Origin of the sequence: Neobacillus niacini (assembly GCF_036961885.1) — a bacterium.
GTDB lineage: Bacteria > Bacillota > Bacilli > Bacillales > Cytobacillaceae > Neobacillus > Neobacillus niacini_H.
Genome location: NZ_JBALNQ010000063.1, coordinates 13,539 through 33,929, shown reverse-complemented (window position 1 = coordinate 33,929; position 20,391 = coordinate 13,539). Strand labels below are relative to the sequence as shown.

Annotated in this window: 16 protein-coding genes and 2 pseudogenes; 15 read left to right on the top strand and 3 right to left on the bottom strand. The window is 39.0% G+C overall.

Annotation, left to right across the window (positions count from 1 at the left end; translation table 11 throughout):
- Positions 1-3 precede the first annotated feature (3 nt).
- The 5 genes and pseudogenes from V7124_RS22670 (at position 4) to V7124_RS22655 (ending at position 4,792) form a co-directional block, all read left to right on the top strand.
- Entirely contained in the window at positions 4-909 is a 906-nt protein-coding gene (locus V7124_RS22670; protein WP_335417980.1) for a thiamine pyrophosphate-dependent enzyme, read from the top strand.
- 466 nt (positions 910-1,375) lie between these two features.
- Positions 1,376-2,719 (top strand): MFS transporter, encoded by a 1,344-nt coding sequence (locus tag V7124_RS22665; RefSeq protein ID WP_335417983.1) that lies wholly within the window; start codon positions 1,376-1,378, stop codon positions 2,717-2,719.
- Between the two features lie 253 nt (positions 2,720-2,972).
- Positions 2,973-3,149, top strand: a pseudogene (locus V7124_RS26305) (Crp/Fnr family transcriptional regulator); the annotation flags it as partial.
- Between the two features lie 341 nt (positions 3,150-3,490).
- Positions 3,491-4,234 carry an SDR family NAD(P)-dependent oxidoreductase gene (locus V7124_RS22660; RefSeq protein WP_335417986.1) on the top strand — a complete coding sequence of 248 codons (744 nt, stop codon included), beginning with the start codon at positions 3,491-3,493 and terminating at the stop codon, positions 4,232-4,234.
- A 354-nt stretch (positions 4,235-4,588) separates the two neighbouring features.
- Positions 4,589-4,792 (top strand): hypothetical protein, encoded by a 204-nt coding sequence (locus tag V7124_RS22655; protein ID WP_335493713.1) that lies wholly within the window; start codon positions 4,589-4,591, stop codon positions 4,790-4,792.
- Positions 4,793-5,301: 509 nt separating this feature from the next.
- On the opposite strand, the gene V7124_RS22650 is transcribed toward V7124_RS22655, so the two are convergent.
- Positions 5,302-6,093: a hypothetical protein gene (locus V7124_RS22650; RefSeq protein ID WP_335417989.1), complete on the bottom strand. Its 792-nt coding sequence runs from the start codon at positions 6,091-6,093 to the stop codon at positions 5,302-5,304.
- Positions 6,094-7,549: 1,456 nt separating this feature from the next.
- Between V7124_RS22650 and V7124_RS22645 the strand changes: the two genes are divergently transcribed.
- The 6 genes from V7124_RS22645 to mtnN all read left to right on the top strand — a co-directional run bounded on the left by V7124_RS22645 (position 7,550) and on the right by mtnN (position 12,242).
- The gene (locus tag V7124_RS22645; protein ID WP_335417991.1) at positions 7,550-8,617 is read left to right on the top strand and encodes a methionine ABC transporter ATP-binding protein; all 1,068 of its coding nucleotides are present in this window, start codon (positions 7,550-7,552) and stop codon (positions 8,615-8,617) included.
- Complete coding sequence (locus V7124_RS22640; protein WP_335417993.1) at positions 8,614-9,294, top strand: methionine ABC transporter permease; 681 nt, start codon at positions 8,614-8,616, stop codon at positions 9,292-9,294. The genes V7124_RS22645 and V7124_RS22640 overlap by 4 nt, the downstream gene beginning before the upstream one ends.
- Before the next feature lie 90 nt (positions 9,295-9,384).
- Positions 9,385-9,846 (top strand): S-ribosylhomocysteine lyase, encoded by a 462-nt coding sequence (locus tag V7124_RS22635; RefSeq protein WP_335417996.1) that lies wholly within the window; start codon positions 9,385-9,387, stop codon positions 9,844-9,846.
- A 5-nt stretch (positions 9,847-9,851) separates the two neighbouring features.
- Positions 9,852-10,622 carry an SDR family NAD(P)-dependent oxidoreductase gene (locus V7124_RS22630; RefSeq protein WP_335417999.1) on the top strand — a complete coding sequence of 257 codons (771 nt, stop codon included), beginning with the start codon at positions 9,852-9,854 and terminating at the stop codon, positions 10,620-10,622.
- A 38-nt stretch (positions 10,623-10,660) separates the two neighbouring features.
- The gene (locus tag V7124_RS22625; protein ID WP_335418002.1) at positions 10,661-11,509 is read left to right on the top strand and encodes a MetQ/NlpA family ABC transporter substrate-binding protein; all 849 of its coding nucleotides are present in this window, start codon (positions 10,661-10,663) and stop codon (positions 11,507-11,509) included.
- A 13-nt stretch (positions 11,510-11,522) separates the two neighbouring features.
- Complete coding sequence (mtnN, locus tag V7124_RS22620) at positions 11,523-12,242, top strand: 5'-methylthioadenosine/S-adenosylhomocysteine nucleosidase (protein ID WP_335418004.1); 720 nt, start codon at positions 11,523-11,525, stop codon at positions 12,240-12,242.
- A 587-nt stretch (positions 12,243-12,829) separates the two neighbouring features.
- Here the strand turns inward: mtnN and V7124_RS22615 are convergent.
- On the bottom strand, positions 12,830-13,522 hold the full coding sequence (locus V7124_RS22615) for a LuxR C-terminal-related transcriptional regulator (protein WP_335418007.1): 693 nt from the start codon (positions 13,520-13,522) through the stop codon (positions 12,830-12,832).
- A 267-nt stretch (positions 13,523-13,789) separates the two neighbouring features.
- Here V7124_RS22615 and V7124_RS22610 point away from each other — a divergent pair, with 267 nt between their 5' ends.
- The 3 genes from V7124_RS22610 to V7124_RS22600 all read left to right on the top strand — a co-directional run bounded on the left by V7124_RS22610 (position 13,790) and on the right by V7124_RS22600 (position 17,395).
- Positions 13,790-15,457, top strand: coding sequence for a GMC family oxidoreductase (locus V7124_RS22610; RefSeq protein WP_335418010.1), 1,668 nt, complete (start codon positions 13,790-13,792; stop codon positions 15,455-15,457).
- Positions 15,458-15,684: 227 nt separating this feature from the next.
- The gene (locus V7124_RS22605) at positions 15,685-16,164 is read left to right on the top strand and encodes an RrF2 family transcriptional regulator (RefSeq protein WP_335418013.1); all 480 of its coding nucleotides are present in this window, start codon (positions 15,685-15,687) and stop codon (positions 16,162-16,164) included.
- Between the two features lie 238 nt (positions 16,165-16,402).
- Positions 16,403-17,395, top strand: coding sequence for an LLM class flavin-dependent oxidoreductase (locus tag V7124_RS22600; RefSeq protein ID WP_335493707.1), 993 nt, complete (start codon positions 16,403-16,405; stop codon positions 17,393-17,395).
- Positions 17,396-17,638: 243 nt separating this feature from the next.
- Here V7124_RS22600 and V7124_RS22595 read toward each other — a convergent pair.
- A pseudogene (locus tag V7124_RS22595) lies at positions 17,639-17,822 on the bottom strand (hypothetical protein); the annotation flags it as partial.
- A 116-nt stretch (positions 17,823-17,938) separates the two neighbouring features.
- On the opposite strand from V7124_RS22595, the gene V7124_RS22590 reads away from it, so the two are divergent.
- Positions 17,939-20,299 carry an OmpL47-type beta-barrel domain-containing protein gene (locus V7124_RS22590; RefSeq protein ID WP_335493705.1) on the top strand — a complete coding sequence of 787 codons (2,361 nt, stop codon included), beginning with the start codon at positions 17,939-17,941 and terminating at the stop codon, positions 20,297-20,299.
- Positions 20,300-20,391 lie beyond the last annotated feature (92 nt).

The window sequence follows — 20,391 nt, the reverse complement described above, 5'->3', positions numbered from 1 at the left end:
TCTATGAAACTAGTTGAAAAAATGTCAACATATGAAGATATGGTTTGTCCCGGGATAACAGCATGTTCAGGGTGCAATGTAGAGTTATCAATGAGAACAGCTCTTCAGATTTTTGGACCAAATACAATTGTTGCAATTCCACCGGGATGTATGGGCGGAGTTCAAAGTGTAGGTTGGGCAGATAAAACAGGAATGAAAATACCTGTATTTTTTCCACTACTAGACAATACTGCATCAATGTTAACTGGAATAAAGAGACATTACGAAAGAATTGGAAGAGATGTCAACGTTGTTGCTTTTGCAGGTGATGGTGCTTCTGTGGATGCTGGATTCCAAGCCTTATCCGGAGCTGCGGAAAGAGGAGAGAACATTATTTATATCTGTTACGATAATGAAGGGTACATGAATACCGGATTCCAGAGAAGCAGCTCAACACCCTTTGGGTCTTGGACTACGACAACACCAGTTGGCGAAGCTTCAAATGGAAAGTCTACACATAGAAAAGATATGCCTATGATCATGGCAATGCATGACATCGCATATATGGCTACTGCTTCCCCGGCATATATGCCTGACTTAATTAAAAAACTTGAAAAGGCAAAAACCATAAAGGATGGCTTTGTTTACATTCATATTTACAATAGTTGTACCACAGGTTGGGGTTATCCATCTGAAAAAAGTATAGATATAGTTAGAAAGGGAGTTCAGTCTAGATTTACGCCTATCTATGAAGTGGACCATGGGAAATTCAAGCTAAATGTTAAAGTTAAAAATCCTATTCCGCTAAGAGAGTATTTGACATCCATGAAGAAATACAGCCATCTAAGTGATGAACAAATAGATGAATTGCAAGAATACATTGATGTGAAGTGGGATAATCTGAAGACCCTATGTGATGTAAGGAGCTAAGACTTGATTTTAGTACTATTAAATTCAGGAAATATCTATATAAATCTTTCATTTACATTGCAGGATTGACAACTGCTTCTATTGAAATGGGGGCATATTATGACATCTCGTTTGGATGCTATAAACACTAAAATAGCTTCGATAAATTTAGCCATAACGGCAAATCAACAGAGCTCAAAAAATAGGGCAAAGAGATTTCAATTCCAAATGACTTAAAACTGATATTGTGAGAGATACAGTTTGATTCAGAGGAGGAAACAGAATGGTAGAGGTTCCTCCCCTATATATAAGTAATTATGTTAATTAAATCTACTTTACCCCATCCTTAATCAATAATAGTTTAACAATCTCATTTATATTATACAAGAATTTCTGATGTATCCTGTTTCTCCTTAATAATATTTGGTAAGGCTATATACAATTTAAAATCGTATGTCATTTAATAGATAAAAAGGGAGATGTATTTATGGGACAACCAAAAACTCTAACAAATCAAGAGAATATAGATACTAGTACGAAAGCAAAAGCGATACCCGGCTATACCATTCTAGTCGTATCCATTTGTTTTTTTGCAATTTTTTCAGAGGGATATGATATGGCTATTTACGGTGCTGTCCTTCCTGCCATATTGCAAGACTCTGCATGGGCGTTATCACCTGCTTTGGCTGGAACTATTGCAAGCTACGCTCTAATTGGAATGTTAATAGGGGGAGTTTTATCAGGAACGATAACAGATATTTTTGGACGTAAAAAAGTAATGGTAATTTGTATTACTATATTTTCCATATCAATGGTCGGTGCAGCAATGGCACCAACCCCTCTAATGTTTGGAATTATTCGCTTTTTAGGCGGACTTGCATTAGGTGGTGTTATTCCATGTGCATCTGCTCTAACGATCGAATATTCACCTGTTCACCGTAGGTCTATATTGTATGCCATCATGTATACAGGTTATTCGGTCGGCGGAGTAACTTCAGCGTTATTATCAATAAATCTTTTGGAACAATTTGGTTGGAGGTTTATGTTTGGGATAGGTGCACTGCCTATTATTGCGGTTCCTTTCATGATTAAATATTTGCCTGAATCACTTGAATTTCTAGTAGCAAAAAATAGACATACAGAAGCAGAAAAAATTGCCAAACGATTTAATATTTCACTCGATTCAATCATTAGTAATCAAATGAATAAAGTGAAAGTGAAAAAAGAAGGAAGTACAATGGGTATTGTCGCTTCACTTTTTTCAAGACAAAATATCCGTGCAACTGTTTTGTTCTGGATGGTCATGTTTGTGGGTCTATTTTGCATTTACGGATTAAATACATGGTTGCCGCAAATGATGAGATCAGCTGGTTACCCATTAGGTTCGAGTTTAGGATTTCTGTTAATGCTTAACTTTTCCGCGGCTGTAGGTGGTATTGTTGCTGGTGGGGCTGCAGACAAATGGGGTTCAAAAAAAGTTATCAGTATCTCATATATTCTAGCAGGAATTTGCATTGCTCTATTAAGTATAAAATCATCCATGTTGGTTGTATATGCTCTTGTTGCGGTTGCAGGCTTCGGAACTATTGGAACCACATTAATCTTAAATGCATATTTAACAAAATATTTTGATTCAGAAATTCGCGCAACTGCTTTAGGTTGGGCACTTGGATTCGGTAGGATTGGAGCTATTTTGGGACCTATCCTTGCAGGTTTAATAATATCTTGGAATTTCAGTCTTGCAACAAACTTCTATGTCTTTGCATCGGCGGCGATAATAGGTTCCATAGCCATACTATTTATTCCAAAATCCTCACAAGGTAAAATATAATAAAGATTAAATAAGACATACAATCTATTATTAGTACCCCTTAAAGTAAATCGTAAAACATTTTTTTCAAGCTTGCTTTAAGGGGTATTTATCTAATTAAATGCAATTAAGATATTTCAATTTAGATATACTTTAAAGAGTGTTTATACTTAATAATGCCTTTAATAGAACCCTATTTAAGATATGCGACAAGAAAATTTGTCAGAAAAAATACAATTTTATATAAACAAGGTGAAATAGGAGAGGGTTTTACTTTATCCTATATGGGTTAGTTAGAATTTCTACTATTGATTTCAAAAAGAATAATCGGATTTTAGAAATTTCTACTTGTGGAAGATTAATTGGGGAGCAGGCACTAAATGAGTTGCCCTATTATACGACGGCAAAAATAGTCAAGGATTCTATCCTGTATTTCAGTAGAAACATATAAAGAAATATTACAAATTAATCCTAATATAAGAGATATTATTACTAGACAGATATTAGAAAAAGTAAAACTCCATGTTTCTGACCTAAATATTAAAAGTAAACCTACAGAATATCAGGTGCCTTTTATTTATTAAGATTAAATGATATATATAATCAAGCAAATGGTTATGAAATATTCACAGGTGATGAGATTGATAAGTGAATTGCTATGATAAAATTAAGCAAATTCTATCCAATTCTATAAATTTCAAAACATATCATATTTATGAATGTTTATGTGAAAATTTTCACAATCTGTTCACAATAAAAATAAAACCCACTATCTAATAGGAGGAACACATCATGCGTTTAAGTGGAAAAGTTGCAATCATTACTGGCGGTACATTTGGAATTGGTGAAAGCACTGTAAGATTATTTGCTAAAGAAGGAGCAAAAGTTGTTATTGCTGCACGGAATGAAGCAAAGGGTGCCAAGTTAGTAGACTCAATTAAAGCTGAGGGTGGAGAAGCCCTTTTTGTTAAGACAGATGTCTCTAAAGAGGAAGATGTCGCAAACCTGGTACAGCAGACAGTAGAAACCTATGGCAAAGTGGATGTCTTGTTTGCAAATGCGGGTGTAGGAGATATGCAAGATCTTGATTGTTGTACTCTTGAGGAATGGAACCGTACGATCAGTGTTGACTTAACTGGCGTGTTCCTTTGCAACAAATATGCAATTAAAGAAATGGCTAAAATCGGTGAAGGTTCGATTATTAACTGTGCATCTATCTTAGGGCATGTCGGTCAGATGTCTGTTTCAGCCTATGCTGCGGCAAAAGGTGGAGTTGTGAATATGACTCGTGCGGCTGCTGTTACTTATGCAAGCCAGGGAATTAGAATCAATGCTGTATGTCCTGGATACATTGATACACCAATTTTAGAGAATACTCCTTCAGAAGTAATTGATCAGTTAGTGTCCATGGTTCCAGCAAGACGACTTGGAAAACCGGAAGAAGTAGCTAATTGCGTGTTATTCCTTGCCAGCGATGAATCTTCCTTTGTAACAGGCGCAAACTTGTTAGTTGATGGCGGATATACTGCTCAATAATATTTATTAAAAAAGTGTAACAATGAAAGTAACGGTCGACCAGCTTCTATGTACCACGACCTTACTGGAGTAGTACATAGAAGATATCCACGGATGTATCAAAAAATATTTTAATAAATACTTTCCGGGTGAAATGATCTGGGTTTTTTGTCAGGAGTCCTTCCCAATAAAAGAGCTTGAAATTCAAGCTTTTTTGGGGAGGTTTCTATTAATGTCTTCCCTTAAAAATTAAGTAACCCCCGATTATGAACCAGCCAGTCCCAAACGGCCATAGAAGGAATTCAACCCCAAACGAAGGTAATCCCACGATTTCAAAAAGGGCACAAATATATTCAATAGTTTGCTATTTTTCGTTTGATCAAAGCAATGCCAATGATTAAAAAGGTAATCGCATTTGTCAGCATCCCAATGTTGACTCGAATAACGATCTATAAGATTTTTAAAAAATGGGAAGAAGAAGGCTTGCTGAGTGTTGAAAACAGGAAAATAAGTATTATCAAACCAGATATACTCAAACAGTACCCAGGTTCTCTTTTTTCAACAAATGGTATCGAATAATGATTAATAATTATTTTATAAAATAATACCCCTTATATTTGGGTTAACTTTAGACTCAACTAATCTGCTGTGAGAGAGAAACTTATTGAATTTAGAAGTTTAACGCATTTGTGCTGTTTAGTAGGGACAATATATTTGAAAACTCACCAGCACCTAGTGTGTTGCCACATACACTCTGGACAAGTGGAGTGTGTAGACTTTGGTGATGATTTCTGTTTTAAATTGCTAACATTTTGCTAACGCAATCAAATAAAAAACGGTAAATTCCCGTTAAAGATATTACAGTAAGATTTTAGCAAATTCATGATATATCGCACTTTTTGCACACATAATTTAAGATATTACACACTCTCACCATAGGGGCGGCATGATGTAATAATGCCACTCTCCTTCGAGAAATGGTTTAGTGCATTATCCTACCAAACTTAAATAAAAATTTCTAAAAGAAAGACTACTTCCTAATTGTTGGAGGTAGTCTTTTGTATAATACTTGATTTTTTATATTCTGTTTACCTAAACTTGGTGATACCAGCCAAGCCTCCAAGGCTTGTACCTCCTGTTGCACTTTCAGTTCCTACGAACTCCCATAATCCAGTGTCAGGATCAATAGTAATAAGTCTTCCTCCATCTGTTCCTGTTCCAGGTGCAGATCTTGCAGTTCCCCCGAAAAGTGTACCACCACAGAACTCAAGGCTGACAACTCCACCTGCCAGCAAATCTGAATTTACAAATGGTCTTAAAAAGGTAGCCTTGCCTGTATTGATATCAATAGTGTAAAGTCCTGGTGTACCAGCAGCCCCATTATTATTTAATGCACCAAGAAGTGTCCCGTCCTCGGTAAAAACAATTGCGTCAAGTCCCTTAATGTTACATGTCCCTCCGCCAGTACTAGGAATCTCAACTCCGGTGCACTCCCCGAACGATCCAATAATGGTTGCCGCCCCTGTGTTCTTATTGATTATAGCTAAATGGTCTGCTCCTTCTAAACTAGCAATGTTAACAGCAGCAAATAATGTTCCATCACTTCGGAAATCCAACGCACCAATTGCAGCAAAACCTAGGCCAGAGTTCCCGACTAAAGTAGCTTGTCCAGTGTTTGGGTCTATTGTATAAAGATTAGGCTGCCCTCCGCCTTGTCCTGCATACATGATATTTGTTGTAGGGTCAATAGCTAGTGCAGGTGCTCGAAATCCCATGTTCCCAACAATAGTTCCAGTTCCAGTCATAGTATTAATTGAAATAAGGTTGCCCCCAAACGCATCCGTTCCGAATAAAGCATCACAAAATGGCCTTATACCCAATAAAAAGTCTCCCTTCAGAAGAAATAATTGATCATACTCTTTATATGGTATGGTGAAGAGGATTTAATTGAAACGGCACTTTACTCTAACTCTTCATAAATAAAAAAAATAAGCGTAGAGATCACTGGGAATCTTCTTGTTAGTGATTAAGATTTGGATAGTCTCTGTAGCGGAGTCATTATTCCTGACATGTTTTGATTCATAAACAGGTTAATAGAAAGAATTTTTCTCTACAAAAAATTCACCCAGATAACAGGGGAGATCTTGGTTTAAAAGGGTTTTCTGCACTTTCAATCAAACGTTTAGTTAGTTAATAATTTGCTTTTTTTGTTAGAATATGTATTTAGCTAGTTTCTATTGTCAGTTTTTAAGTTGATTCCTAACAATACAACTTTTATTCGACAATTAATAATCTTGAAACCATCCAAAAGTCCGTTTAATTAAAGGGTTTACTCGCCGTTTAATCAAACGTTTAATTAGTTGAATTATTTGTAATCAAACGATTGATTAGAAATGCCTTAAATGCTGTCAAATCTATGATTGTTCCTCTTTAGTAGAAAGAATATTGTCGAGAAGAGATCTAGTAAAAAACGGTGGAAAGTTATTTTATTAAAATACTAGTAAGACCCCCTAGATTTAGCTGTGGGTTACTGCTACAAATGCTTCTGGTATTAACAGATTTCATGGAAGAAGTTCAACAAAAAATTAAACAAAGAGATGTAAGCTTTGTTAGATTAGCTAAAATGAAGAACACTTAAAAATACCTATATATGTTAAGTGATACTCAAAAATTTCATCCCTAACATTTTGCTAACGCGATCAAATGAAAAACGGTAAATTCACATTAAAGATATTACAACGCACATTTAGAAAAAACTTAATATACCGCACTATTAGCATACATGATTAGAGATATTACACACTCTCACCTTAGGGGCGGCATGATGTGATAAAGCCCTCAAATCCTTGATAAATAAGGACCTTTGAGTGATTTGCTAACAAAGTGCTAACATAATGTAAATTAAAAGAGGCTTTCTCATTAGTTGACCAAATTTTGAGAATCCTCTTTTTTTTGTTTACCTTGGAGATAGACATTTTTGGTTATCTAAATAATACTACGAGCTCGCATCTATGGTGGGGGCTATTTGACGATTATTCTGAAACTATCCTCTTCAATCACTAATTCAACCTCTGTCTTATTGATAAAAAAGAGTTATGCATTACCTAAGAAGACTTCTTAAAAGAGGAAGAAAAACTCAATTATTATCACCTTACTTTTCTTTTTAATATTTACCGATTATTAATATGTACTTTTTTGCGGGTGTTCAGCTTCTCTGGTACTACCTACCCCTATTAAAAAATTATTGTTTCAATTCCTAGTATTCTGATGTACAATTACTGAAATAGAATTTTTTGAGTTTTGAGAATATAGAAGTTTTAGGAAAGGTTGGGCATCATGATTTCTTTATCCACGATTAACGTTACATTTGAAACTAGCTCTCAGTCGGTAACAGCCGTTCAGGATGTCAATTTGCAGGTTGATGCTGGCGATGTTTATGGCATTGTAGGATACAGCGGAGCCGGGAAGAGTACTCTGGTTCGCGTCATTAACCTGCTGCAACGACCAACATCGGGAAACGTAAAGGTGAACGGTCAAGATTTGCTCTCCTTGAATCCCAAAGAGCTGCGGGTGGCCAGGAAGAAGATCGGGATGATCTTCCAACATTTTAACCTGATGAGTTCTAGAACGATCTTTGACAATGTAGACTATCCTTTAAAAAGCTCCAAGCTTTCTAAGCGTGAAAGAGCCCAGAAGGTTATGGATTTGCTTGAGTTGGTAGGTTTATCGGATAAACGGGATTCTTATCCCTCTCAATTGTCAGGTGGGCAGAAGCAGAGGGTAGCCATTGCTCGAGCGCTGGCGAATGACCCGGAAATACTCTTATGCGATGAAGCAACCAGTGCGCTGGATCCCAAAACAACGCTATCCATCCTGAAATTGTTGAAGAAGCTGAAACAAGACCTCGGATTAACGATCGTTATTATTACGCATGAAATGCAAGTGGTGAAAGAAATATGCAACAAGGTGGCAGTGATGGAAGCGGGTCGGATCATTGAGCAAGGCGATATCGTCTCCATCTTCAGCAGTCCGCAAAATGCATTAACCCGTGATTTCATCAATACGGCGACGCAAGTTGATCAAACGTTGGAAAAGCTCGCGCAGCATCCGTCATTGCTTCATCTGAAGGATAACGATATCTTGTGCAAGATTTCTTTTATTGGCAATAGTACCAGCGAGCCGATCATTTCGGCTCTTTCCGCTAGGTATAGGGTGACAACCAATCTTTTATTCGCTAATGTGGAAATTTTACAGCAGACACCAATCGGCTTCCTGATTGTTGTTATGTCGGGTACCACTAGTGATCTGGAAGCAGCTCTGCAGTATTTGCAGTCGGTTCAGGTGGAGGTTGAATTGATCGATTCCCGTCTATTGCAGAATAGTAAAGTAGGTGATCCAGTATGAGCGATTTCTTTATGAAATATTTCTCAAATATATGGAGTTTTAGAGAGGAAATCCTCTTGAGTACATATGAAACGATTTATATGGTGGCCGTAACCTCGTTATTTTCCGTATTATTCGGAATATTGTTTGGCATTACCCTGGTTGTCGTAGATAAAGGAGGGATTCTGGAGAACAGGTTGATTTATAGTGTCGTGGAAAAAGTCATTAACCTGTTCAGATCCATTCCGTTTATCATTCTCATCGCCGTTATCGTTCCTGTTACCCGTATAATCGTAGGGACATCGATCGGCATGCATGCAGCTATCGTGCCTTTGGTCATTGGAATAGTACCTTTCTATGCCAGACAAATACAAAATGCGCTGGTAGAAGTAGATTCAGGGATTATCGAAGCGGCTCAATCCATGGGTTCGGGGCCAATTGAGATTATTTTCCGTGTTTATCTGAAAGAGGGTATGGCAGGCATTATCCGCGCTTCTTCGGTTACGATCATTAACCTGATCGGGCTGACGACTATGGCGGGTGCCATTGGCTCGGGAGGATTAGGCAGTCTGGCGATTAATCAGGGGTATAACCGATTCCAGACGGATATTACAATTGTAGCAACGATTTTGATCCTGATTCTGGTGTTTGCATGCCAATTCATCGGTGATTATTTCACCAAGAAGTCGACGCATTAACAACTAGCACATATCGATTTATACAGTATGCTGCCTTTGGTTACGTACTGAAATAAATATACAATACTATAGAAAAAGGACTGAAGTACAATGGCAAAAGTAGAAAGTTTCCAATTGGACCATACGATCGTAAAGGCTCCTTATGTCAGAGCAGCAGGGGTCGAGCGCGATGAGAAAGGCAGTACCGTGCAAAAATATGATCTGCGCTTCCTGCAACCGAATGAAGATGCGATTCCGACGGCTGCGCTTCATACACTTGAACATTTGTTAGCGACATATATGAGAGATGAGATTCAAGGCATCATCGATATATCACCTATGGGATGCAGAACGGGATATTACCTGATTCTCTGGAACGAGCATGATCCGGAAGAAATCGCATCCGCATTGGAAAGAACGTTAAAGCGCGTGCTGGAAACGACGGAGGTTCCGGCCGTATCCGCGTTGGAATGCGGCAATTACAAGGATCATTCGCTGTTCTCCGCACAAGAATACGCGAAGATTGTACTACATGCCGGTATTAGCAGAGATCCGTTCGAAAGGGTATTGTAATTGACATGATTACGCTTGATTTATCGCAACTTACGGCAGTTGTAACCGGCGGCAATTCAGGCATTGGACAAGGTATCGTGCAAATCTTGCTTGAGAGCGGGGCTAAGGTGATCTCTGCCGATCTCGCATACGAAGACGATTATAAAGTTATTGACGGGCAGTTGTCCGAGTCCAGGCTGGATTTGTCCCGGTCAGAGGATATCTATCGCTGGTCAGATATTGTATTAGAGCAGTCAGGGGTACCAGATATCGTTGTGAATTGCGCTGGTATTTCCACGATGGATTATGTCATTGACAGCAAGTTGGAAGATTGGGAAAAGGTATTCTCCATCAATTCCACCGGACTGTACCTGGTATCCAAAATCTTTGCGAAGAAGATGGTTGAGGTCGGGAAGCCGGGTAGAATCATACAGATGGCTTCACAAGCCGGAAAGAACGGGTATCGTGCCATGGGCGGATATTGCGCATCCAAGCATGCTGTTCTTGGATTAACGAAAGTCATGGCGATTGAACTTGCGCAGTATAAAATTCTTGTCAATGCGGTATGCCCAGGCATTGTCGAGACGCCGATGAAGCATCGAGAACGCATCGAAGGCGGGTTAATCCGCAAGATGACTGCCGAGGAGATCTATGCCGAGGATTGCTCACAGGTACCGCTCGGAAGGACCGCCGAGGTTCAAGATGTTGCTAATGTCGTGTTGTTTCTGGCTAGTCCATTATCTTCATATATGACAGGACAGGCCATTAATGTAACCGGCGGCATGACGATGCATTAGGGTGTTAATATTTCATTTAGTCTAGGGGGAGAACGTATATGAATATAAAGAAATTATGGGGCGGATTTGCTATCGGATTGGCCTTGACACTGTTGGTAGCTGGCTGCGGAAGCAAGACATCGAGCGACGGTCAGACAATCGTCATTGGTTCAATGGGTTCTGACGCCCAGATTTGGAAGCATATCGCGCAGTCACAGGAGGCCAAGGATGCCAACCTTAATATCAAAGTCAAGGAGATTAATGGTGGTGTTGTAATGAATAACGCAACCAAAGAAGGAGAGGTTGACGTGAACGCCTTCCAATCTTGGGGTTACTTGGTTAGCTACAATAAAGACAGCAATGCCAACCTTGTTGCGGTATCGACGACTTACCTTGAACCAATGGGAATTTATTCGCAGAAGATTAAGAATATCAATGACGTCCCGGACGGCGCGCTCGTCGCCTTGGCTGATAACCCGGCCAATACATCTAGAGGATTAAAAGTATTGCAAGCGTCCGGACTGATCAAGTTAAAGGACGGCTTCAATGAGGGGACAGGTTCGGTGAACGATATCGCAGAGAATCCTAAAAACCTAAAATTCAAATTGATCGACGACACGACTGGTCCGCGGGTGATTCAAGACGTGGATCTCGTATTGATTGGTAATACAATCGCGATGGAAGGCGGACTTAACGTATTGAAGGATTCCTTGTTCCATGAGGAAGTTTCCGTAGATACAAAAAACAGCATCAACGTGCTTGTAACCACCTCTGATAAAAAGGACGATCCTGGCATCTTGAAATTAGGTGAATTGTATCATAATGACGATACCCAAAAATATATAGAAAAAGAATTCGGTGGCTCGAAGGTGCCTGTAAGTAAGCCGATTTCATACCTGAAAGAATAGAGAGGCTTTGAATATGAGAATTGCAATTATCACGGCGATGGAGGAGGAAATGGCTCCTTTTCGCATTGAATCACGAATCACGGCAAGGTCACAGGTAGGTAAGGTTATCGTTGAAGAAGCAATCTATCGTGACCAGCCTCTGATTCTAGTAGAAAGTGGTATCGGCAAGGTCAATGCAGCTGTCGCAGTTACGCTGCTTATCGAACGATATAAACCGGATTTGATCATCAATGCAGGAACGTCGGGTGCATTTGCCGAGGGATTAAAGGTGGGTGACGTCGTTGTCGCTACGCAATATAGGTATGGCGATGTCGATGCTACTTGCTTTGGTTATGAATATGGCCAGGTTCCGCAAATGCCGGCGAAATATGATCTAGACGATAACTGGCTGGATGTAGCAAGACAAGCTGCTGCCGAAGCAGATGATCTTCCGTATTCACTCGATTTCGGATTAATATTGACGCTAGATTCCTTCATGAGTGAATCAGATCGAGTCGAGAGGATTAAATCGACTTTTCCTTCCGTTAAGGTTTCAGATATGGAGGGACTTGCCATCGTTCAAGCTGCTGCCCAATATGATATTCCGGTGTTAGCCATCAAGGCGGTATCGGATATTACCGGTCATGGCGAAGATACGGCTGATAGTTTCGATGAAAATCTGGATGACGTTGCCAAGCATGCCGCGCACTTTACTGATCTGCTGATTCAGCAGATTCTGTCGAGCGCCGTGTAGCTAAATTAAGGCGTCCCACCAACAAACCGCATTTACCTATACTCAGGGGTTAAAATTTGCATGATGTAAGGCTATTGAGCCTGAACTAGAAAAGTAGTGGAAGCTATTTTTCACTCCTTTCTTTGAAGAAGTCTTGTATAATCTTATATCAATAGCAATAACCACTTCCTTTATAAAATTAGGGAGTGGTTTTTTGTGTTGTTAAAATTTGCGTATCAAGATTTTTGGATGATAAACGGTTCAAAGTGACCGAGGAGCACTCAGAAAAAGCATATGGGTCAGTGCAGGGAGTCTGGAGTGACCGAAGTGGTCTTCTGTCAAGAAAGTGGACAATAAAAAATCCATTTTTCTCGACATTACCTTGAAGAAAATCTATATCGAACGCTTCCGTTTACCAATATTCTTGCTAAAATTGAGGATTTTAAACGGAGGCTTTTCATAAGTTCACTGAACTTTGGGAAGCTTCCTTTTTTATTTTTGGGTTACGTGGAGATACACATTTTTCGTAGTAATCTAATCATCGGTATGAACAAATCTGTCCATGATTTGTTCGAGTGATTCACCAGCTTTGCCTAATTGATTTCAGATTAAGTTATCATCCCTTTTCTTAAAAGCACAGCAATTGCATGAGTGCGATTCTGTACTTTTAATTTTTTTAGTACAGATTTTACATATTGCTGTATGGTTAAATTACCGATTCCTAATAAGTCAGCGATTTCCTCTGTATTTTCTCCCCATGAAATTCTCTGCATTACTTCGACTTCCCTTTTGCTTAAAATTTGTGTGTTCCCAACCATTTCATTGTTCTCAAGCAAACTTCCTGACAATTTTCCAAAGTGAGTTATTGTTTCAAGTAATTTTTTATCAAAGTTCGGTTCACCATCGATATGATAACTAAGAATGAATCCAATAATTACTGGCCCGATACAGAGGGGGACCACTAATGCGGAATCAATTTTAGAAGAAAATATATAATCACTTGTCATGAGTTTTGTAAATTCTATTCCAGTATAGAATCTAGCCTTCTTATCTTTTAATAGAGGGATAAAACCGGAAGCTGTCTTGATACTTGCTCTCTCTTCTCGAATATGAATAATACGTGATGAAGATAATCCGATTACGCCTTCACAAAGGTAACCAATAGGTGAATATCGGTATAGAAAGGCATCCTTGACAGGAAAGATATCGATATAAGTTTGTAGAATACTATAAAGCTTGTCTTCATGATTAGATATATTTGTAAGGTCTGAGACTTGTTTAAGAATATCAGTTTGTTCCATAGCATTTACCCCTCCAAATTACTTATATACAATATATATTATCGGAAAATTTAGACTATTACCACATAGGTATCGTAAACTTTAAAAATACTACTATTTAGACGAAAAAAGTATCTCCTAAAGAAGGGAATATACAAGGGAAGTCGGATTCTAATAAAATGACATTAAGTGATAGAAAAGGAGGAAGACAGCAAAAAAAGGAAAGCGGTTTCAAAATGGGGAAATTTTCACCTGTAAATAAAAAATAATCTTAAGGAGGAGAAACGTGTGAGTAAATATGATTTTATTATTATTGGAGCAGGATCTGCAGGTGCCCCTCTGGCAGCTCGTTTAAGCGAGGATCCAGAACAAAAAGTTTTATTGATTGAGGCAGGCCCGGATTATCCTGATAGTGATCAGTTTCCACAAGATCTTTTAAATGCTACTTATATGGCCGGAGCAGTCCCAGGACATCCAAATAACTGGGCTTACACAGGAAACCTCACGCCAGATTTGCCATATTCAGTTCCAAGAGGAAAAATTCTCGGTGGTTCATCTTCTTTAAATGGTTGTTATTTTATCCGCGCTCCAAAGGCGGACTTTGATCGTTGGGTGGAAGCAGGTAACACGGAATGGGGATACGAAAAGGTTTTGCCATATTATATGAAAATGGAAAATGACATGAATTTTGGTGACACAGATATTCATAGCAGTAAAGGTCCGGTACCAGTTTACAGGGAAATAGAAAATCCTTATGGGATGACGAAAGCATTTTATCAAGCATGTAAAGATCTTGGTTTCACCTATGAAGAAGATAAGAATGCAGAAGGGGAACCTGGTTATGGTCCAGTACCCTCAAATATAGTAGATGGCATAAGGATTAATACCGGTCTTGCTTATATTAATCCAAATAGAAATCGTAGAAATTTAACTGTCAGTGGAAATACATTTGTGAGGAAAATCGTTTTTAATGGGAAGAAGGCAATTGGTGTTGAAGTCGAAAGACATGGTGACACAGAAATAATTTATGGGGATCAAATTGTCTTATCTGCAGGTGCTTTTAATACGCCTCATCTAATGATGCTATCTGGTATTGGACCGAGTGAAGAATTAGAATCGGTTGGCATTGATGTGGTACATAATTTACCTGGTGTTGGTAAAAAGTTTTCTGACCATCCTGACATACAAATGGGATATAAACCAAATCGAGTACCTGACCCGGAAGAGCAGCAAGATAATCTGCAGTCTGTATTAAATTTCACATCAAAGGGCTCAGAACATCCAGGTGATTTGGAAATCATGCTAATGTCTTTACCGCTTGGGGCTTCCATGCTTGGCGCATCAGGGTCAATGTTTAAGGGAATTACAGATATAATCCGAAGACCAGGCCAAACATTGAAATCAGTGAAGGGTATTTCCAAAAAACGTTTCCTTCAGCAAGCAATGCATCAGGGTGACATGATGATTGTTGTAGGTGTGCAATACTCTAAGGGAAGAGGAAATATTACCATTACTTCTAAAGATCCTCATGTGTATCCAAAAGTAGATTATCATTATTTAGAAAATGAATATGATTTAAGTAGAATGAGAGAAGCCATGAGAACTGCCGTAAAAATATTAACTAGCGATGCTTTTAAACCGTATTTTAAAAAATTGACCGAAATAGATGAAGCTACTTTAAATGATGATGGAAAATTAAATGCGTGGTTACGCTCTCACCTTGCATCCGCTATTCATGCTAGTGGAAGTGCTAAAATGGGGCCAAGTAGCGACCCTGAAGCGGTAGTTGACCAATATGGTAGGGTACATGGAATGGAAGGATTATGGGTTGCTGACACATCAATCTTCCCAACTGTTCCATCACGTGGGCCAGCAGCAACCGCAATAATGGTAGGGGAAAGAATTGCAGACTTTATTAAGCAATTTACAAAGGATAAAGAAGAAGTGAATCAATAAGTTTTATTTGCGAAGAAGATACCCACTATTAAGGGTAGCTTCTTTTTTCTATAAAATATATAGCTTCAAATACTCTTGTGGAGTTGAAGAAGAAAGGTATAGAGAAAGAAAATTTTACTTTTCGATAATGGTTGTATATACTAATACGGATAATGATTATCCGTATTATAATTTTATATCTAAAGAAAATGTTTTTAAATAAATTTAGAATATAGGTAGTGATCTTAATGCAGATGAAAACGGGAGTAGAACAGTCAGTGTATGCCATTCTTATTCTTAACATGTTGCCAGACAAAGCTGTATTACCAGGGGAAGCGATAAGTCAACAATTAGGAGCTTCACCAACTTATTTTCAAAAATTGTTGAGGAAGTTAGTCAGTGCAGATTTGATTACCTCTGTGCCTGGGGTAAAAGGAGGGTTTAAATTAAGGAAAAAACCTGAAGACATTCGGATTTACGATATTTATCTTGCTATTGAAGGTCAGCAATCTCTTTATTCTTCTAGTGGTGTGTTACATGACATGCTTGACTTAGAAGAAGAAAATAGGTGCTGCTTGTTAACGGACTTAATGGAAGAAGCCGAGTCAGCTTGGAAATCTGTACTAAAACGCGAAACAATAGCATCCTTATATGAAGAAATTAAGGATGGATATGAACAAAAATTGCTAGAACTACAAGAATGGTTAAAAGAAAAAATGGTTTTATAAAAGTCATGGAAACTGAAAATCCAAATGAAATGCCTGCCATTTCTGTAATGAAACGTACCATTTCACTAAACAGAACCTAGAGAAATTGTTGGGAGCAGCGGTTTAAATGGTACGTGACTTGATCTAGTTTCAGGTGGTCATCTAATGTCAGATGCATTGATAAGATTTAAGCATTCCGGCGGCCCAAAAAAGTCGATTGGCGGATAGGATAAACTGATAGGAAGGAAGTTTTGCAAAGATGAGATTAAGTATATTGGATCAAGCCCCTATTACGAAAGGGAATACGGCAGCGGCTGCATTGAAAAACGCGGAAGAATTGGCTGTTTTGGGAGATGAATTAGGATATCATCGAATGTGGATGGCAGAACATCATGCAACTAATACTTTTGCAAGTTCAGCTCCTGAAGTGACGGCAGCTCATTTGGCCGCAATAACGAAAAAAATTCGTATCGGAACCGGTGGAGTGATGCTGATGCACTATTCCCCGCTGAAACTAGCGGAGGTGTTTAAAACACTAAGTGCTTTTTCACCGGAACGCATTGATTTTGGTGTTGGTCGGGCTCCTGGAGGGGATAACTATTCCATTTATGCGTTATCTGAAGGACGCCAACCGATGGTAAACAATATGTACGAAAAATTTGATATTGCACTGCAGTTGATCAACGACGAAGTCCCTGAAGAAGGCTTATATAATAAAACAATCGCAACACCGTCCCAAGTCATTTTGCCTGAAGCTTGGCTGTTGGGGTCGACTGGCAATAGCGCTATTCAAGCTGGACTTAGAGGCGTGGGCTATTCTTTTGCACAGTTTTTCAATGGTGAAATGTCCAAAGAGATTTTAGATGCATACAAAAGGAACTTTCATCCTTCAGCTTTTATGGAGAAACCGCAAATCAATGTTTCCTATATGGTAACAACAGCTGTAACAAAGGAAGAAGCTGAATTTGAAGCAAAGCCTCAAGATATTTGGCGTTTACAGTTTATGAAAGGTAGGATCGAGGCAGTTTTGACACCTGAAGATGCCCGTGATTATCCATTGACGGAAATGGATCACATGATCATTAAAGAAAACCGTAAAATTCATTTAGTGGGCGCAGTAAACGAAATCGCAACATTGTTACAAGAAGAGCAAGCTCACTATGGATTTGATGAAGCGATGATTTGTAGTATTCCTCACTCACAAGAGAAACGCCTGGATGTTTATCGATTATTGGCACAGGGATTATTTTAGTTTTAATGATGAAAGAAATGAAAGACTATTTAGTGAAGTCGCTATCTTATCATGCTAAAAACAGAAATAAGTTTAAAATGCTAACATTTTGCTAACGCGCTCAAGTGAAAAACGGTAAAATTCCGTTAAAGATGTTACACCCCAAATTAACAAAAACCTTGAAATAATGCACTTTTTGCATACATAGATAGTTAAAGATATTACACACTCTCACCTTAGGGGCGGCATGATGTAATTAGGGTTTTAAAACCCAGTCAATAGTAAAACCAACAAGTAGAGAAGGTCTTCCATTAGTTTATCAAACTTTTGGGAGACTTTTTTTTCCATGTTTGCAGTCATAGGAGCATAAATTCATTGTAGTGTTTATAATGGTATGCCCTAATTGCTGTTGAATTTCTTTTACTCCTACACCTGCTTCAATTAACACAAATTCTTTAAAAAGAACCTTATTTTTACATATTAAGAACTTTTTATATACTCTTATTGGATAAATAAGGTAATATTAAGAGGTACATAATTTTCAAATGGGAGTGTGGGGGAGAATTGATTTTTTCAAGAAAAAGGGGAAACTGGATTGCTAAGTTAACAACGCTGCTTTTACTTTTTTCATTATTATCACCGGTGTCCAATGGATTTGCTGCGGGTGACGTGACGCCGCCAAAGTTAACAAGTTTTTCGTTATCCGGAACAAAGGTTACTCTGGGCGAATCCATCATGCTGAGTGCAGAAATACTCGAAGAGGAATCTGGGGTGGATTATGCATATGCATATTATAATGGTCCAACTGGCCCTTACACCAAGGGCGGTTCTAAGAGTGTTGATTTAATTTACAATCCAGAAACGCAAAAATATGAAGGTTCTTTCACTGTATCAAAGTATGATGATGCAGGCGTGTGGGAACTTTCATACATCTATTTAAAGGACAAGCAAGGGAATGGGTATAGGGTTTATCATGGAGAGACACCGTCTAAGGGATGGAACTATGAATATCGGAATCTATCCGGGTACAATATTGAAGTATATGGCACTGTAGTAGATATCACTGCACCGAAGCTGAATAGCTTATCTATTTCAGCCCCAAGGGTAACTGGCGGGGAATCGGTCACAGTGTCAGCCGATATTATTGAAGAAGGTTCCGGAGTGGAGTATGTACACGTAAGTTTTGTGCCGCCAAATGGAGATAGTGAAGGTGGCAAAGGTATTGAACTGTTCTTTAACCAGGAAACCGGAAAATATGAAGGCACATTTTATGCCGATCCGTATGATTTGCCTGGAATTTGGTCTATTCATACAATCCACTTGGGGGATAAGCTATATAACTCTTATACCTATCAAAATGGGGAGACACCGTCTCAAGAGGATTACTACGAAGTGAGAGATTTAAGTGCTTATAATATTGAAGTGTATGGAACTATAGGAGACATTACATCGCCGCAATTAAACGGGTTTTCAGTTTCCAAAACAACCATTTTGCCAGGGGAACAGGTACGGCTTTCGGCAGACATCGTAGACGATCTCTCCGGGGTTGAGCATGTTTCTGTTTCATATAAAACTCCTGTCGGTTACCCTACGAGAGATGTAGAATTAACCTATAATCCAGAGACTTCAAAATACGAAGGGATATTAGTAACAAATCTTTCTGACCCAGTGGGCATCTGGCAACTCTATGATATTAATGTGGCTGATAATAAGGGTAATTTTTACACGTACTATAATAGTAAGGAAGGGTCTAAAGGCAGTACTTTTGAACATAGGGATTTATCCCAGTACAACATACTTGTGGAGACACCGGATACCTCTGTACCTATAACTTCGATGAATGTCCAGGGCCAAACCGGAGCTAACGGCTGGTATGGTTCTAACGTCATGGTATTGTTGACTGCTGAAGACAATGACGCAGGTGTAGATAAAACACTTTACAGGATCAATGGTGGGGAATGGCTGCAATACGCCAGCCAGTTTAGTCTTTCAGTGGATGGCACAACGAATGTTGAATATAAGAGTATCGACAAAGCCGGCAATGAAGAGAATGTAAAAGCTGGAATCATCAAGATCGATACACGAAAACCTGTTACATCAATCGGTGATATTCCTTCGTATCCGATAAGGGTGGATCTGCCTCTTTCCTTTACTGCACAAGATGAAACGTCCGGTATAGCATGGACAGAGTACAGAGTGAATGGAGGAAGCTGGACCCAATATCAGGCCCCAACTTATGTACGAACTGAAGGTACAAACACAGTGGAATATCAAAGTGTTGATATGGCGGGTAATGTTGAAGATGTTAAAAAAGTGGAATTCGTAATTGATAAAACAGCTCCATCGACTACTTCTTCCGTAAGGGATGGCTGGTACAACAGTGATGCAGAAGTAAGCCTGACAGCGGCCGATTCCATTTCGGTTGTGGAAAAGACCGAATACAGGCTAAATGGCGGGACATGGACTGCATATACTAGTCCGGTCAAGGTAAGCGGGCAGGGTGTAAATACCCTTGAGTATAGAAGTACCGACAAGGCCGGCAATGTGGAAGACATTAAAACCGTCCAAGTGAAAATTGATAAAATCCAGCCATTGTTGAATGTTACATTCAATCCGTCTGTTATTATTGGCGGTACAGGAAAGCTTATATATGTGAAGGCTACTGTGGATGCAAGGGATGCAGTATCCGGTATTGCTTCGTTTGAGCTCGTGTCCATTACAAGCAGTCAGCCTGATGTTGTGAAGGGCGGGAAACTGCCTGAACCGGATATTCAGGGCGCGGTATACGGAACTGCTGATACGGACTTTTATTTGAGGAATGAAAGAAGCGGTTCGGACAGAATTTACACCACTACCTATAAACTGTTCGACAACGCTGGAAACTCAACTGTTACGACATCAACCATCATGGTGAAACGTAAATAAAAACAGTGCAGTCTTACGGGCGGCATGATGTAATCATGTCCCTAGGATCCCATAAAACAAACACGGGATTTTTTGGATCTTTTGATACCATG

Excerpts from the sequence above, each read along its gene's own strand:
- V7124_RS22625 (WP_335418002.1), top strand. The coding sequence starts at position 10,661 with ATGAATATAAAGAAATTATGGGGCGGATTTGCTATCGGATTGGCCTTG.
- V7124_RS22665 (WP_335417983.1), top strand. The coding sequence starts at position 1,376 with ATGGGACAACCAAAAACTCTAACAAATCAAGAGAATATAGATACTAGT.
- V7124_RS22630 (WP_335417999.1), top strand. The coding sequence starts at position 9,852 with ATGATTACGCTTGATTTATCGCAACTTACGGCAGTTGTAACCGGCGGC.
- V7124_RS22660 (WP_335417986.1), top strand. The coding sequence starts at position 3,491 with ATGCGTTTAAGTGGAAAAGTTGCAATCATTACTGGCGGTACATTTGGA.
- V7124_RS22615 (WP_335418007.1), bottom strand. The coding sequence starts at position 13,522 with ATGGAACAAACTGATATTCTTAAACAAGTCTCAGACCTTACAAATATA.
- V7124_RS22605 (WP_335418013.1), top strand. The coding sequence starts at position 15,685 with ATGCAGATGAAAACGGGAGTAGAACAGTCAGTGTATGCCATTCTTATT.
- V7124_RS22645 (WP_335417991.1), top strand. The coding sequence starts at position 7,550 with ATGATTTCTTTATCCACGATTAACGTTACATTTGAAACTAGCTCTCAG.
- V7124_RS22635 (WP_335417996.1), top strand. The coding sequence starts at position 9,385 with ATGGCAAAAGTAGAAAGTTTCCAATTGGACCATACGATCGTAAAGGCT.
- mtnN (WP_335418004.1), top strand. The coding sequence starts at position 11,523 with ATGAGAATTGCAATTATCACGGCGATGGAGGAGGAAATGGCTCCTTTT.
- V7124_RS22670 (WP_335417980.1), top strand. The coding sequence starts at position 4 with ATGAAACTAGTTGAAAAAATGTCAACATATGAAGATATGGTTTGTCCC.
- V7124_RS22600 (WP_335493707.1), top strand. The coding sequence starts at position 16,403 with ATGAGATTAAGTATATTGGATCAAGCCCCTATTACGAAAGGGAATACG.
- V7124_RS22640 (WP_335417993.1), top strand. The coding sequence starts at position 8,614 with ATGAGCGATTTCTTTATGAAATATTTCTCAAATATATGGAGTTTTAGA.